4 protein-coding genes are annotated in these 14,917 nt (G+C 72.8%); all 4 read right to left on the bottom strand.

Features of this window, described 5'->3' with window-relative positions:
• Positions 1-11: 11 nt before the first annotated feature.
• The 4 genes from DQ392_RS21840 to hemA all read right to left on the bottom strand — a co-directional run bounded on the left by DQ392_RS21840 (position 12) and on the right by hemA (position 14,904).
• On the bottom strand, positions 12-10,922 hold the full coding sequence (locus DQ392_RS21840; RefSeq protein WP_114017385.1) for a type I polyketide synthase: 10,911 nt from the start codon (positions 10,920-10,922) through the stop codon (positions 12-14).
• A 245-nt stretch (positions 10,923-11,167) separates the two neighbouring features.
• The gene (locus tag DQ392_RS21830) at positions 11,168-11,929 is read right to left on the bottom strand and encodes a thioesterase II family protein (protein ID WP_114017383.1); all 762 of its coding nucleotides are present in this window, start codon (positions 11,927-11,929) and stop codon (positions 11,168-11,170) included.
• 135 nt (positions 11,930-12,064) lie between these two features.
• Positions 12,065-13,675, bottom strand: a complete 1,611-nt coding sequence (locus tag DQ392_RS21825; protein ID WP_114017382.1) for an AMP-binding protein — start codon at positions 13,673-13,675, stop codon at positions 12,065-12,067.
• Positions 13,672-14,904, bottom strand: a complete 1,233-nt coding sequence (hemA, locus tag DQ392_RS21820) for a 5-aminolevulinate synthase (protein ID WP_114017381.1) — start codon at positions 14,902-14,904, stop codon at positions 13,672-13,674. The genes DQ392_RS21825 and hemA overlap by 4 nt, the downstream gene beginning before the upstream one ends.
• Positions 14,905-14,917 lie beyond the last annotated feature (13 nt).

The raw sequence follows: 14,917 nt of genomic DNA, 5'->3' as shown, positions 1-14,917 counted from the left end.
TTCTCCTACGGTCAGGCGAGGCCGAGCTCGCTGTCGATGAACGTGAGTACCTCGTCCGCGCTGGCGTTCTCCAACTGCCCGGAGACGTCGGACTCCGCGGCCCGCGTCTGCTTGCGCCAGCTGGACGACAACTGCTGCAACCGCGCCGTGACCCGGTCGGGGCTTCCGCCGTCGGCCGCCGCGGCGGCGAGCGCCGCCTCGATCCGGTCGAGTTCGGCGAGCAGCCGCTCCTCGGGGGTGCGTGTGGGTGGCGCGATCTCGGCGAGCAGGTGGGCGGCCAGCACCTCGGGGGTCGGATGGTCGAAGACGAGCGTCGCGGGCAGCCGGAGCCCGGTGGCGGCCATGAGCCGGTTGCGGAACTCCACGGAGGTCAGCGAGTCGAAGCCGATCTCGTTGAAGGCGTGGCCCGGATCGACGGATTCCGGGCCCGGGAAGCCGAGCACGGCGGCCACATGCCCGCGGACCAGGTCCAGTACGGCGGGTTGCAGCTCGGCTTCCGGGAGTGCGGCGAGCCGTTCGGCGAGGGACTCGGCCGCCCTCGCGCCGGAGTTCAGCACCCGCCGCGAGGGCGTACGTACGAGCCCGCTGAACAGCGGGGGAACCCCCGCCGCTCCCATGGCCGCGAGGTCGAGCCGGATCGGTACGAGAGCCGCCTCGTCGGACGAGAGCGCGACGTCGAGCAGCGCCAGACCCGCTTCCGCGGACAGGGCGCCGAAGCCACCCCGCCGCAGCCTGCGCAGGTCCGTCTCGTCGAGGTGTCCGGTGATGCCGGTGCCGGGTGCCTGCTCCCACAGGCCCCACGCCAGCGAGGTGGCGGCGCGCCCCGCGGCGTGCCGGTGGCGGGCGAGGGCGTCGAGGAAGGTGTTGGCGGCGGCGTAGTTGCCCTGTCCGGCGTTGCCCAGCACGCCGGCCGCTCCTGAGTAGAGGACGAACGCGGCGAGGTCCGTGTCCCGGGTCAGCTCGTGCAGATTGACCGCCGCGTCCACCTTCGGCCGCAGCACGCGTGCGACCTGTTCGGGGGTCATCGCAGCGACGACGCCGTCGGCCAGCACCCCCGCGGTGTGCACGACGCCGGTGAGCGGGTGCTCGCTGGGGATGTCCGAGAGCACGCCGGCGAGTGCGGCCCGGTCGGCCGCGTCGCAGGCCAGGACCCGGACCGAGGCGCCGAGCGCGGTCAGCTCCTCCCGTAGCGCGGCGGCGCCCTCGCCGGCAGGGCCGCGGCGACTCGTCAGCACGAGGTGACGCACACCGTGTTCCGTCACGAGGTGGCGCGCGGCCAGCGCGCCGAGGGCGCCGGTGCCGCCGGTGACGAGCACGGTTCCTTCCGGGTCGAGCGCACGCGGCATGGTCAGCACGACCTTGCCGATGTGCTGCGCCTGAGCGATGTGCCGGAAGGCGTCCCGCGCCCTGCGCACGTCCCAGGTCTCGACGGGCAGCAGCGTCAACGCCCCCTCGTCGAACAGGGACACGATCTCGCCGAGGATCTCCCCCACCCGCTGTCCGGGCAGCGCGGCCAGGTCGAAGCTCTGGTACTCGACACCGGGCTGTGCTCGTGCCACGGCATCGGGGTCGCGCACGTCGGCCTTGCCCATCTCGATGAAACGTCCGCCGCGTGGCATCAGGCGCAGGGAGGCGTCGATGAAGTCTCCGGCGAGCGAGTTGAGCACCACGTCGACGCCCCGGCCGCCGGACGCGGCGTCGAAGGTGTCCGCGAAGTCGAGCGTGCGCGAGGACGCGATCCGCCGGTCCGCGAGGCCGTTGCCGCGCAGCACGTCCTGCTTGCCCTGGCTCGCGGTGCCGTAGACCTCGGCCCCGAGGTGCGCGGCGATCTGCACGGCGGCCATGCCGACACCGCCGGCGGCGGCGTGCACGAGCACCGACTCCCCCGCGGTGAGCCCGGCCAGGTCGACCAGGGCGTGGTACGCGGTGGCGAAGGCCATCGGCACGGAGGCCGCGTCGGTGAACGACCAGGCGTCCGGGATGCGCACCAGCCGGTCGGCGCTGGTCACCGAGGTCTTGGCCGACCCGCTGAGGAAGATGCCCATGACCCGGTCGCCGGGCGCGAGGTGGGCCACGTCCTCAGCCACCTGAACGACGACGCCGGCGCCCTCGCCGCCCATCGGGGTGTCACCGGGGTACATGTCCAGCGCGACCAGCACGTCACGGAAGTTCAGACCGACGGCGCGCACCTCGACCCTGACCTCGCCTGGCTCCAACGGCCCGCCGTCCTCGGCCGGCGCCAGGACCAGGTTGTCCACGGTGCCGCGGCTGCTGACGTCCAGCCGCCAGTTCTCCGCGCCGGCGGGCGGCAGCAGCCCGTCGTCCCGTCCCGTGCCGAATCCGGCCAGTCGTGGCACGTGCACGGTGCCCGCCCGCACGGCCAGCTGTTCCCGACCGGTGGCCAGTGCCGCGGGGAGCACGGCACGGGAAGCGGGCTCGTCGTCGATGTCGACGAGGACCAGGCGGTCGGGGTTCTCCGCCTGCGCCGACCTGACCAGCCCCCAGGCGGCCGCGTTGACCAGGTCGTCCTGCGCGCCACCGACCGCGACGGCGCCGCGCGTGACGAGGGCGAGGCGACAGGAGGCGAACCGGGTCTCGGCCAGCCAGGTGCGCACCAGCTCCAGCACCCGGCAGGTGGCCTCACCGACCGCGCCGGCGAGATCGGTCACCTCGTGCGGCGCGACCAGTTCGACGGCGACCAGCGCGGGAACGTCCTCGTTCTCGGCGAGCGCGGCCAGGCCGTCGGGCTCGACGCACACCGGCTCGGCGGCGTCCTCGTCCGCGACGTGGACCGGCTCCCACCGCAGGGCGTACATCGAGTCCGTGCCGGTGGCCGCAGCGCTCGGGCGCACCGGCAGCGGGCGCATCACGAGTGACTCGACGTCCGCGACGGGCGTTCCGGCGGGATCGGTGACCGTGACCGCGTACGCGCCGTTTCCGGCGTCGGCCAGCCGCACGCGGAGGGACGTCGCGCCCGTGGCGTGCAGCCGCACCCCCGTCCAGCTGAACGGCACACGTGGTCCGGTGTCGCCCGCCGTGTCCAGCGCGATCACGTGCAGTGCGGCGTCCAGCAGGGCGGGGTGCAGGCCGAACCTGTCGGTGCCTTCGGTGCCCTCGCTCAAAGCGACCTCGGCGTAGAGGCACCCGTCGTGCCGCCAGGCCGCTGTGAGCCCCTGGAACGTCGGCCCGTAACGCATCCCGATACCGCCGAACCAGTCGTAGACGCCCGTGACGTCCACCCGCTCCGCGCCCTCCGGCGGCCAGCGGCGGTCGTCCGGCACCGGGGCAGGGGTGTCCGCCACGAGCGACCCGGTGGCGTGCCGCGTCCACGGCTCGGTGTCGCCTCCCCGTGAGTGGACGCCGAGTGCCCGCCTGCCCTCGACGGGCGCTTCGACGGCCACCTGCACCTGCACGCTGCCGCGTTCGGGCAGCACGAGCGGCGACTCGATCGTCAGCTCTTCGACGGTGGCGCAGCCCACCTCGTCACCGGCGCGCACGGCCAGTTCGACGAACGCGGTGCCCGGCACCAGCACCTGCCCACCGATCTCGTGCTCGGCCAGCCACGCGTGCGTGCCCCGGGAGAGCCTGCCGGTCAGTACGACACCGCCGTCGGCGAGGGTGACGGTGGCGCCGAGCAGCGGGTGGGCCGGGGTCTCCAGGCCGACCGTGGCCACGTCGCCCGCCGAACGGCCAGGGCTGGGCAGCCAGTACCGCTGGTGCGCGAAGGCGTACGTGGGCAGGTCCACGTGGTGGGCCGGCTGTCCGAAGTAGCCGGCCCAGTCGATGGGGACACCGCTCGTGTGGAGAGTGGCGAGCGCCTCGACGAACGCCTGGTCCTCGTCGCGGTCCTTGCGCGCGGCGGGGACGGTCACCGCGGTCGGATCCAGGCTGTGCTGAGCGAGACCGGTCAGGGCTCCGTCGGGGCCGACCTCGACGAGGACGGAGGCGTCGGCCGCTGTGACGCCGTCGGCGAACCGCACCGCCTGGCGCACGTGCGTGACCCAGTACTCGGGGTCAGTGAGCAGGCCCTCGGTGGCCGGGCGCCCTGTCACGTTCGACACCAGCGGAATCGACGGCTCGTGGTAGGTGAGCCCCTTGGCGACCAACCGGAACTCGTCGGCCATCGGCTCCATCAGCGGCGAGTGGAAGGCGTGAGAGACCCGCAGCCGTTTGGTCCGCACACCGCGCTCGGCCAGCACCGCGGCGATCGCGTCCACCGCGTCCCCGGCGCCCGAGACCACCACCGCGTCCGGGCCGTTGACCGCCGCGATGCCGACCCGCTCGTCCAGCAGCGGAGTCACCTCCGCCTCGGACACGGCGACAGCCAGCATCGCCCCGTCGGCGGGCAACGCCTGCATCAGCCGCGCCCTCGCGGCAACCAGGGCGCACGCGCTCTCCAGCGGGAACACGCCCGCCACGTGCGCGGCGGCGATCTCACCTATCGAGTGCCCCACCAGCACGTCGGGGACCACACCGAACGAGGTCAGCAGCCGGTAGAGCGCGACCTCGTACGCGAACAGGGCCGGTTGGGTCATGCCCGTCTCGTCGAGAGCGGCGCCGTCGCCGAACATCACCTCCCGCACCGGCCGGGGCAGTAGCGGGTCCAGAGCCTCGCAGACCTCCTCCAGCGCGTCCGCGAACACCGGGAACGCGGCGGACAGGGCACGGCCCATGCCCGGCAGCTGGCTTCCCTGCCCGGCGAAGAGCATCGCCACCCTGCGGTCCGCCGCCGCGGTGCCCCGCACGACACCGGGGGCCGTCTGCCCCGCCGAGAGCACTTCGAGCCCCGCGACCAGCTCGGCGCGGTCACGACCGACCACGGCGGCGCGGTGTTCCAGCGCCCCGCGCGTCGCCGCCAGCGCGGCGCCCACGGCCGCCACGTCGAGGCCGCCGTCCAGGTGCGACAGCAGTTTCGCCGCCTGCCCTGACACTCCGTCGGCGGTTCCCGCGCTGATCAGCCACGGCACCACCGGAACGTCGAGGGGGTCGGCGTCGTCGGCGGCCGGTGGCGCCTGTTCGAGGATGATGTGCGCGTTCGTACCGGAGACACCGAAGGAGGACACGGCCGCCCGGCGGGCCCTCCCGTGGTCCTCCCACGCTCTGGCCTCGGTGAGCAGCTCGACGGCGCCCTGGGACCAGTCCACGTGCGGTGACGGCGCGTCCACGTGCAGCGTCGGGGGCAGCACCCCGTGCCGCATCGCCATCACCATCTTGATCACACCCGCGATGCCCGCGGCGGACTGCAAGTGGCCGATGTTGGACTTGACCGACCCCAGCCACAGCGGGCGGTCCGCGGGGCGGTCCTGGCCGTAGGTGGCGAGCAGGGCCTGGGCCTCGATCGGGTCGCCGAGCGCCGTTCCCGTCCCGTGCGCCTCCACCGTGTCCACGTCCGAGGTGGACAGGCCGGCGTCGGCGAGCGCGGCCCTGATCACCCGCTGCTGCGAGGGGCCGTTCGGCGCGGTCAGACCGTTCGAAGCACCGTCCTGGTTGACCGCGGAGCCGCGCACCACCGCCAGCACGGGGTGGCCGTTGCGCCGGGCGTCCGACAGCCGTTCGAGCGCCACCATGCCGACGCCCTCCGACAGCCCGAACCCGTCCGCCGCCGCGGCGAAGGACTTGCACCGTCCGTCGCGGGAGAGCGCGCCCTGGCGGCTGAACCCGACGAAACCGAGCATGGTGGACATGACCGTGACGCCACCCGCCAGCGCGAGCGAACACTCCCCGCGCCGCAGCGCGTTGGCCGCCAGGTGCAGCGCGACCAGCGAGGACGAGCACGCCGTGTCCACCGTCAGCGTCGGCCCCTCCAGGCCGAGCGCGTAGGCCGTGCGCCCGGACACGACGCTGCCGAGCGTCCCGGTCATGAGGTGGCCGATCGACTCCTCGGAGAGCTGTTCGGAGCCGCGCCCGTAGTGCTCGTAGGCCGTACCGACGAACACACCGGTATCGCTGCCGCGCAACGAGCCCGGGTCGATGCGCGCGGCTTCGACCGCCTCCCACGCGGTCTCCAGCAGCAGCCGCTGCTGCGGGTCCATCGCCAGCGCCTCGCGGGGTGAGATCCCGAAGAAGCCCGCGTCGAAGTCGCCCGCCGCGCCGACGAAACCGCCCTCCCGCACGTACGTGGTCTGCGGTCGCGTAAGGTCCGGGTCGTAGGCGCCCTCGACGTCCCAGCCGCGGTCCTCGGGCAGGGGCGAGATCGCGTCGGTACCGTCCGCGACCAGCCGCCACAGGTCGTCCGGGGTGCGCACCCCACCGGGGGTGCGGCAGCTCATGCCGACGATGACGATCGGATCTGTGGCGGCCGGCGTCGTCTCAGGGCCGGTGTCGCCCGCCGTCTCCCGCTCGCCGAGGAGCTGCCCGGCCAGCAGCGCGGTGACGGCCTTGACGTTCGGATGGTCGAAGATGACCGTCGTGGGCACCCGTGCTCCGGTGGCGGCCTGGAGCCTGGTGCGCAGTTCGACGGCCGACACCGAGTCGAAGCCCAGGTCCCGGAAGGCCCGGTCCACCTCGACGTCGGCGGGGTCGCTGTGGCCGAGCACGGTGGCGACCTGCTCGCGGACCAGGTCGGTGAGCAGCCGGTCGCGGTCGCGGTCGCCCAGGGGGAGGAGCCGGGCGCGCAGCGGGGCCGTGGCCTCCTCCGCCGCGGTGGCGGACGCCGCCGTGACGACGCGTGCCACCTCGTCGATGTCGGCCATCAGCGGCCGGTTCCGCGCGGAGGTGAACAGCGGGTGGAAGCGGTCCCAGTCGACGTCGGCGACGACGAGGTGCGTCTCGTCGTCGGCCAGTGCCTGTGCCAGGCCCTGGAGGGCGCGGTCCGGTGCCATGAACGGCATGCCGCCGCGGCGCGCTTCGTCCTCGTCGAGGAACGTCGTCATGCCGGATCCCGCCCAAAAGCCCCAGGCGACGGCCGTGCCGGGGAGCTGACGGGCACGGCGGTTGGCGGCGAGCGCGTCGAGGAACGCGTTGCCCGCGGCATACGCGCCCTGGTCGCCGCTCCCCCACACGCCCGCGCCCGAGGAGAACAGCACGAATGCGTCGAGCGCCCGCTCGGCGAACACCTCGTCGAGCACGGCGGCGCCAGTGAGCTTGGCCGCGGTGGCGAACGCGAGCTCGTCGGGTCCTAGCAGGTCGAGCCGCTTCCTGTGCGGTATGCCGGCCGTGTGGAACACCGAGCGGATCACGTCACCGGCGGCCTCGATCTCGCGGACCAGCGCGGAGACCGCGTCGGCGTCGGCCACGTCGCAGGCCGCGACGGTCACCCGTACACCGGTGCGCTCCAGTTCGGCGGCGAGGTCGGCCGCGCCCGGTGCGCCGGCGCCGCGCCGGCCGGCCAGCACGAGGTGTCCGGCGCCGCTCTCGGCGAGCCAGCGCGCCACGTGCGCGCCGAGACCGCCGGTACCGCCGGTGATCAGCGCGGTGTCGCGCGCGCGCCATGTGCCCGTGCCGCGCGGCGTGCGGGGCGCACGCGTCAGACGGCGGGCGAAGAGCCCCGACGCGCGGACGGCGATCTGGTCCTCGTCGTCGATTCCGGCCAGTGCGGCGGCAAGGCGGGTGCGGGCGCGGGTGTCGACCGTCTCCGGCAGATCCACCAGCCCGCCCCAGCGGTCGGCGTGCTCCAGGGCGAAGACCCGGCCCAGCCCGCCGACCGCGCTCTGCGCGGGAGCCGTCAGCGGATCGCTCCCACCGACCGACTCCGCCCCTTGGGTGGCCAGCCACACCGGTGCGGTGACCTCCTCGTCGCCGAGCGCCTGGAGCAGCGCAAGCGTCCGGGCCGGCCCCCGCTCGGACGTGGCGAGGAGCGACAGCACGCCCGTCGGCGCTGCCGCGAGGGCGTGGCGCCGTACGGTCTGCGCGACCTGGTCGCGGTCGAGTTCGTCACCGAGTTCGAGGAGTCGCACGTCGGCGCCGTGTTCGGTGAGCGCGGTCGTCGCGGCGGACACCAACGCGTCGTCGGCGACGGCCACGAGCCACCACGTACCCGTCAGCTTCGGGGCCGCCGTGGTGAGGGCGAGCGGCTTCCACGTGACCCGGTATCGCCAGGTGTCGAGGACGGACTGTTCCTGCCGGCGGCGGCGCCAGGAGGACAGCATCGGCAGCACCCCGAGAAGCGGTGACCCGTCCTCGATGCCCAGCGTTGCGGCGAGCGCGTCGGCGTCCTCACGCTCCACAGCGGCCCAGAAGCCGGAGTCGTCCGCCTCGGTGGGTGAGGAGGACGCCTGTACGGCGTCAGGCGTGAGCCAGAACCGCTGACGCCGGAACGCGTAGGTGGGCAGTTCGAAGTCGCCCAGGGACACGCCTGAGAAGTAGGTCTTCCAGTCGACGCGGACGCCGTGGGTGTGGAGCCTGCCGAGCGCGTCGATCAGGAACGTGGCCTCGTCGCGGTCCTTGCGCACGAGCGGGACGGCTACCGCCGCGTCGTCCCCGGCGTGATCGAAGACCTGCTCGGCGAGGCCGGTCAGCACGCCGTCAGGACCGATCTCGACGAACACCGTGGCACCCGCGGTACGCGCGGCGGTCACCATGTCGGCGAACCGGACGGTTCGGCGGACGTGGGCGACCCAGTACTCGGGATCGGTGACCGGCTCGGCGGCTGTGGACATGATCGGGATGGTCGGCTGCTGGTAGGTCAGGGACTGCGCGACCTGCCGGAAAGCGTCCAGCATCGGGTCCATCAGGGGCGAGTGGAACGCGTGCGAGACCTTGAGTTCCCTGGTCCTGACGGACCGTTCGGCCAGCAGCGCCGCGATCCGGCCGAGCTCCCCCTCGGCCCCTGACAGGACCACGGCGGCCGGCCCGTTGACCGCGGCCACACCGACCCCGGCGCGGCCGTCGAGCAGGGGCAGCACGTCCGCTTCGGCAGCGGCCACCGCGAGCATCGCGCCGCCCCCGGGGAGTTCCTGCATCAGGCGGGCGCGCGCGGCGACCAGGGTGCACGCGTCGTCGAGCGAGAGCACCCCGGCGACATGCGCGGCCGCGATCTCGCCGATCGAGTGACCGGCCAGCATGTCCGGGGCGAGCCCGAACGCGGTCGCCAGCCGGAAGAGTGCCACCTCGAAGGCGAACAGCGCGGGCTGGGTCATGCCGGTTGCGTCGAGCGCCGCGGCGCGTTCGGAGCCCGGCTCGGCGCACATCACCGCGCGTACGGGGTGCGGCAGCTGGGGGTCGAGCGCGCGGCACACCTCGTCCAGGGCCTCGGCGAAGGCGGGGAACGTCTCCGCGAGCCCGCGCCCCATGCCCAGCCGCTGACTCCCCTGGCCGCTGAACAGGAAAGCCTGCTTTCCGGCCGTCCCGCCACCGGTGAGCACGTTGGCGGGACGGTCGCCGGCCGCGAGCGCCCGCAGCCCGGCCAGCAACTCCTCCCGGTCCGCGCCCGATATCACCGCACGGTGGTCGAGGACCGCGCGGGTCGTCGCGAGTGCCGCGCCCACCACCTCGGCCGGTGCGTCCTGTTCCGACAGCCGGCTCAGCAGCCGGTCGGCCTGGGCGGGCAGCGCGTCCGAGGTCCGCGCCGACAGCAGCCACGGCACGACGGGCGGAGCCGCCGCGCCGCCCTCCGCTTCCGGCTCCGCCTGGGGCACCTCCTCCTGGGGCGCCTCCTCGATGATGACGTGTGCGTTGGTCCCGCTGAACCCGAACGAGGAGACGCCCGCCCGCCGCGGACCGTCGCCACGGGTCCACTCCCTCGGTTCGGTGAGCAGTTCCACCTCGCCCGCCGACCAGTCCACGTGCGGGGACGGCCGAGCCGCGTGCAGCGTGCGGGGCAGCACCCCCCGGCGCATCGCCATGACCGCCTTGATCACGCCGCCCACCCCGGCTGCCGCCTGCGTGTGGCCGATGTTGGACTTGAGCGAGCCCAACCACAGCGGGCGGCCCGCGGGACGGTCCTGGCCGTACGTCGCCAGCAGCGCCTGCGCCTCGATCGGGTCGCCGAGCACGGTGCCGGTGCCGTGCGCCTCGACCACATCGACCTGGGAGGCCGACAGTCCGGCGTCGGCGAGCGCCTGGCGGATCACGCGCATCTGCGACGGGCCGTTGGGGGCGGACAGCCCGTTGCTGGCGCCGTCCTGGGTCGCCGCGCTCCCGCGCAGCACCGCCAGCACCCGGTGGCCGTTGCGGCGCGCGTCCGAGAGCCGCTCCAGCACGAGCACGCCGGCACCCTCGGCCCAGCCCGTACCGTCCGCCTCCGCGCCGAACGACTTGCACCTGCCATCGGCCGAGAGCCCGCGCTGCCTGCTGAACTCGACGAACGTGCCAGGCGACGCCATCACCGTCACGCCACCGGCCAACGCGGTCGAGCACTCGCCGCGCCGCAGCGAGTTCGCCGCCAGGTGCAGCGCGACCAGCGACGACGAGCAAGCGGTGTCGATGGAGACGGCGGGCCCGTTGAGGTCCAGCGTGTAGGCGACCCGGCCCGAGACGACGCTGCCGAGCGCCTCGCTGCGTACGTAGTCGTGGTACATGACGCCCACGAACACACCCGTACGGCTGCCCCGCATGGACACCGGATCGATGCCGGCCCGCTCGAACGCCTCCCACGACGTCTCCAGGAACAGGCGCTGCTGCGGATCGCTGCCCAGCGCCTCACGCGGGGACATGGAGAAGAACCCCGGGTCGAAGTCGCCCGCGTCGTAGAGGAAACCACCGCTTCGGGTGTACGACGTCTCGGGGTGCTCCGGGTCCGGGTGGTACAGCTCCTCGCCCCAGCCGCGGTCCGTCGGGAACGCGGAGATCGCGTCGACACCGTCGTCGACCAGCTGCCACAGGTCCTCCGGCGACCCGACGCCGCCCGGGTAGCGGCAGGCCATACCGACGATCGCGACCGGCTCGTGATCCCGCCCCTCGATCCGCCGCAACTGTTCGCGTGTGTCGTGCAGTTCGCCCGAGACACGCTTCAAGTAGTCCCGGAGCCTGTTCTCGTCAGCCATCAGGATGCCAACCCCTTGTCGCCCGAATCCGGGAGTTCGTTACCGCCGCAGACGGACAACCCGCCGTCACTCACCGACCCGCCCTGCTCACGCGACGCGCTGGAGGACGACAGGGCGCGGCCCCGGAGATCTTCGGCCTCCCTCAGGGCGACACGCGGAGCCTCGGCCGGTGGGAAATCGCTCGCTGCCATGTCCGCCTCGTGCTCCTCGCGAGTGTCAGGGATGCGGGTCGAACGCCGGTGCCGTCAGGGCGCCCGCAGCGCGGAGATGCGCCGGGCCACCCGGTCCGTCACGGCCACGGCGTGGTCGTTGAGGTAGAAGTGACCGCCGTCGAAGACCTCGACGTCGCACGGTCCCGTGGTGTGCTCGGACCACGCTCCCGCCTCGTCGAGACTCGCGTGCGGGTCGCTGTCGCCGATGAGTACGTCGATGGGGCAGCTGACCCGGGCGCCCGGCGTGCACCGATAGGTTTCGATCGCCTTGTAGTCGCTGCGCAGCGACGGAAGGATCATGCGCAGCACCTCCTCGTCGCCGAGCATGCGGGCGTCCGTGCCGCTGAGCCGCTGGAGTTCGGCGATGAGTGTGTCGTCGCTCTCCCGGTGCACGCTCTCGCTGCGCACGGCGGACGGGGCGCGCCTGCCGGACGCGAAGAGGAGGAACGGCGTCACACCGTCGCGCTCCAGCCGCTGCGCCACCTCGAAGGCGATCACGGCGCCCATGCTGTGCCCGAAGAACGCCACGGGCCGGTCCGTCAGCGGGCGCAGCATCGGGGCGATCAGGTCGGCGAGCTCGCCGATGCTCTCGACGGCCGGCTCGTTACGCCGATCCTGGCGGCCGGGGTACTGGACCGCCAGCACGTCCACATCCGGCGACAGAGTCTTCGACACCGGGAAGTAGAAGGAGGCTGAACCACCGGCGTGCGGAAAACAGACGAGACGCGTGGAGGCGTCGGGGGCCGGGTGGAATCGGCGCAGCCAAAGCTCTGTCTCGATATTGGTGAGAGTCATGGTTTCTTCGCGTTCCTTTGCGCGCGGGCTCGGTCGGTCAACCCCGCTCCCTGCGGCGGCATCCGTACGTCAGGCCAGAACAGGCCACTGCCAGTAGATGCCGAGCGGCAGCGGAGGACCATGGGGGAACCGCCCCTAACCGGGGCCGGGGACACCCCCTACCGGGCCTCCTAGCGTCTCCCCGGTGGCACGGAAGACGGCGGCCCCCGATTCCGTCGCGGACCTCGACGCGGCGACCGGTCCCAGTGTGGAGACCAGCTCCCGCTTGAGGACCTTGCCACTGGCGCCCAAGGGGAGCGTGCGGGCGAACTCGACGTGCCGCGGGCACTTGTGGCGGGACAACCGCTGCCTGCCCCAGTCCACGATCTCCTCGGCCAGGTCACAGGTGGCCTCCTGGGACCTGGTGGGCACGACGACGGCCCACACCTCCTCACCCAGCACCGGGTGCGGCACACCGACGACGGCCACGTGCGCCACGGCCGGGTGCTCGGCGAGCACCTCCTCGACCTCCCGCGGATAGACGTTGTAGCCCCCGCGCAGGATCAGCTCCTTCTTCCGGCCCACGACGGTGAGGTAGCCGTCCGCGTCCAGCGTGCCGAGATCGCCGGTGTGGAACCACCCGTCCCTGATCACCTCGGCGGTCAGGTCGGGGCGGCCCAGGTACCCCGCCATGACGGTCTCGCCGCGGACCACGATCTCGCCCACCTCGCCGACGGGAAGCAGCTCGACGCTGTCGGCGTTCGGCCGCGCGACGCCGACGGTGACGCCGTCGTCGATCGGCACACCGACCGTTCCCGGCCGGCACGGCACGCCGGGGTGGTTGTAGGTCAGGCTGGTGGACGTCTCGGTCATCCCGTAGCCCTCGTACACCGGGCATTGGAACACGCGCCGCACGTCGTGGAAGGTCGGCACCGGAAGCGGCGAACCACCGCTGTACACCCTGTCGAACCGTGGCACCGGCCCGCCGTCCGCCACCGCGTCCAGCAGCTTGAGGTACATCGTGGGCACGCCCATGAACACCGTGCACCGGTGCTCCGCCGCCAGTGCGAGAGCTTCCTTCCCGGAGAACCTCTCCATCATGACCAGGGTGATGCCCGCCTCGAAGGCGGTCAGCATGGAGCAGATCTGGCCGAAGCCGTGCGCCAGCGGCAGACCTCCGAGCAGGACGTCGTCGCTGCGGAACGCGTAGGGCGTGACGGCCATCGTGGTGACGTTGCGCAGGATGTTCCGCTGGGTGAGCACGACGCCCTTCGGCGCGCCCGTCGTGCCGGAGGTGTAGAACACGACCGCGGGGTCGTCACCCCGACGGGCGACGAAGGCGTCCTCCGGCCTGGTGTGCGCCGCCGCCCTCTCCAGCTCCGCGACGGTCGACACCCTCGTACCGAGCCCTTCCGCCGCCGCACCAGCCCGTGCGCGCAGGGAGCTCGCGCACACCAGGAAGCGGACGTCCGCGTCGGTGAGCACGTGGGCGATCTCGGACACCGAAGCGGTGCCGTTCAGCGGGACCGCGACCGCACCCGCGGCCTGCACGCCGAAGTACACGAGCGGGAACTGTTCGTCGTCGGCCAGCACCAGGGCCACCGCGTCCCCCGGCCGTACCCCTGAAGCGTGCAGCACGGCGGCGTACCGGCGCGCCCGCTCCCACAGCCGGCCGTAGGTGAGGTGTGCGGAACCGCGGATCAGGGCGCGGTGGCCGGGCCGCCGTGCCGCCGTACCGGCGAGCAGGGCGGCGAGCGAACCGGTCACCGCTGCGCGTGGCGGGCGTGCCCGGTCGGTATGCCCACTTCCTGCCACACGTCCAAGAGCGCGTCGGCGAACTTGTGCACGTCCGCCGTCCGGTGCACGGCTGACGGAGCGATCCTCAGCACCTCTTCCCCCGCCCGGACACTCGGCGCGTTGACCGGCTGCACGTAGATGCCGTGCCGTTCGATCAGGAGCTTCGACGCCAGCTTGCACTTCGCGTCGTCCCCGACGAACGCGGACACGATGTGCGAGTCCCGGGAGATGTAGGGGATGTCCGCCTGCGTCAGCAGGCTCTTCAGCAGATCGGCGTTGCGCCCCAGCCGTTCCCGCTCGGCGCCCGACTTGCGCAGATGACGTACGGACTCCAGCGCCGCCGCGGCGGTCGCGGGCGGGATCGACGTGGTGAAGACGAAGCCGCGGGAGAGCATCCGTACCGCGTCGATCACCGCGGCGGGCCCTGCGATGTAGCCGCCCACCGTGCCGAACGCCTTGGCGAGCGTCCCCATGATCACCGTGAACTCGCCGGCGATCCCCTCGCGGGCCGCGATCCCGGCGCCCTCAGGGCCGTACATCCCGACCGCGTGCACCTCGTCCAGGAACGTGCTCGCGCCGTGCTCCTCCGCGAGGTCGGCGAACTCGGCGAGCGGAGCGATGTCACCGTTCATGGAGTGCACCGACTCCAGCACGATGAGCTTGGGCTGGTCGGGATCGACCGACTTCAGCAGCTGCTCCAGGTGCGCCGCGTCGTTGTGGCGGAAGATGTGCTTCTGCGCGCCGCTCCGCCGCAACCCGTCGATGATCGAGGCGTGGTTCAGCTCGTCCGAGAACACCGCGGTGCCCTCCGGATGGCCCGCCAGCACGGTCAGCGCCCCGTCGTTCGCCGCGAATCCCGAGGTGAACAGCAAGGCGGCTTCCTTGCCGTGGAAGTCGGCGAGCTCCTTCTCCAGTGCCACGTGGTAGGGGTTCGTGCCGCCGATGTTCCGCGAGCCGCCCGATCCCACACCGTGCGCGTCGATGGCGGTGTGCGCCGCCTGACGGAGCGCGGGGTGCTGGCCCATGCCGAGATAGTCGTTGCTGCACCACACGCTGACTTCGACCTCGCGGTCACCGCGCTGCGTGGTCGCGTTGGGGAAACGGCCTGCCTGCCGGCCGATCTCCACGAACTCGCGCTTGTACGCGAGGTTCTGAGCCGAGTTCTTCGTGTCGATGTAGTAGTTCAGGTGACGGGACATAGCCAATTCCTCG

This window comes from Streptomyces reniochalinae, assembly GCF_003323735.1.
Lineage (GTDB): Bacteria > Actinomycetota > Actinomycetes > Streptomycetales > Streptomycetaceae > Streptomyces > Streptomyces reniochalinae.
Note: the sequence above shows the minus strand (reverse complement) of the source record. Positions and strands in the feature narration are given on the sequence as shown.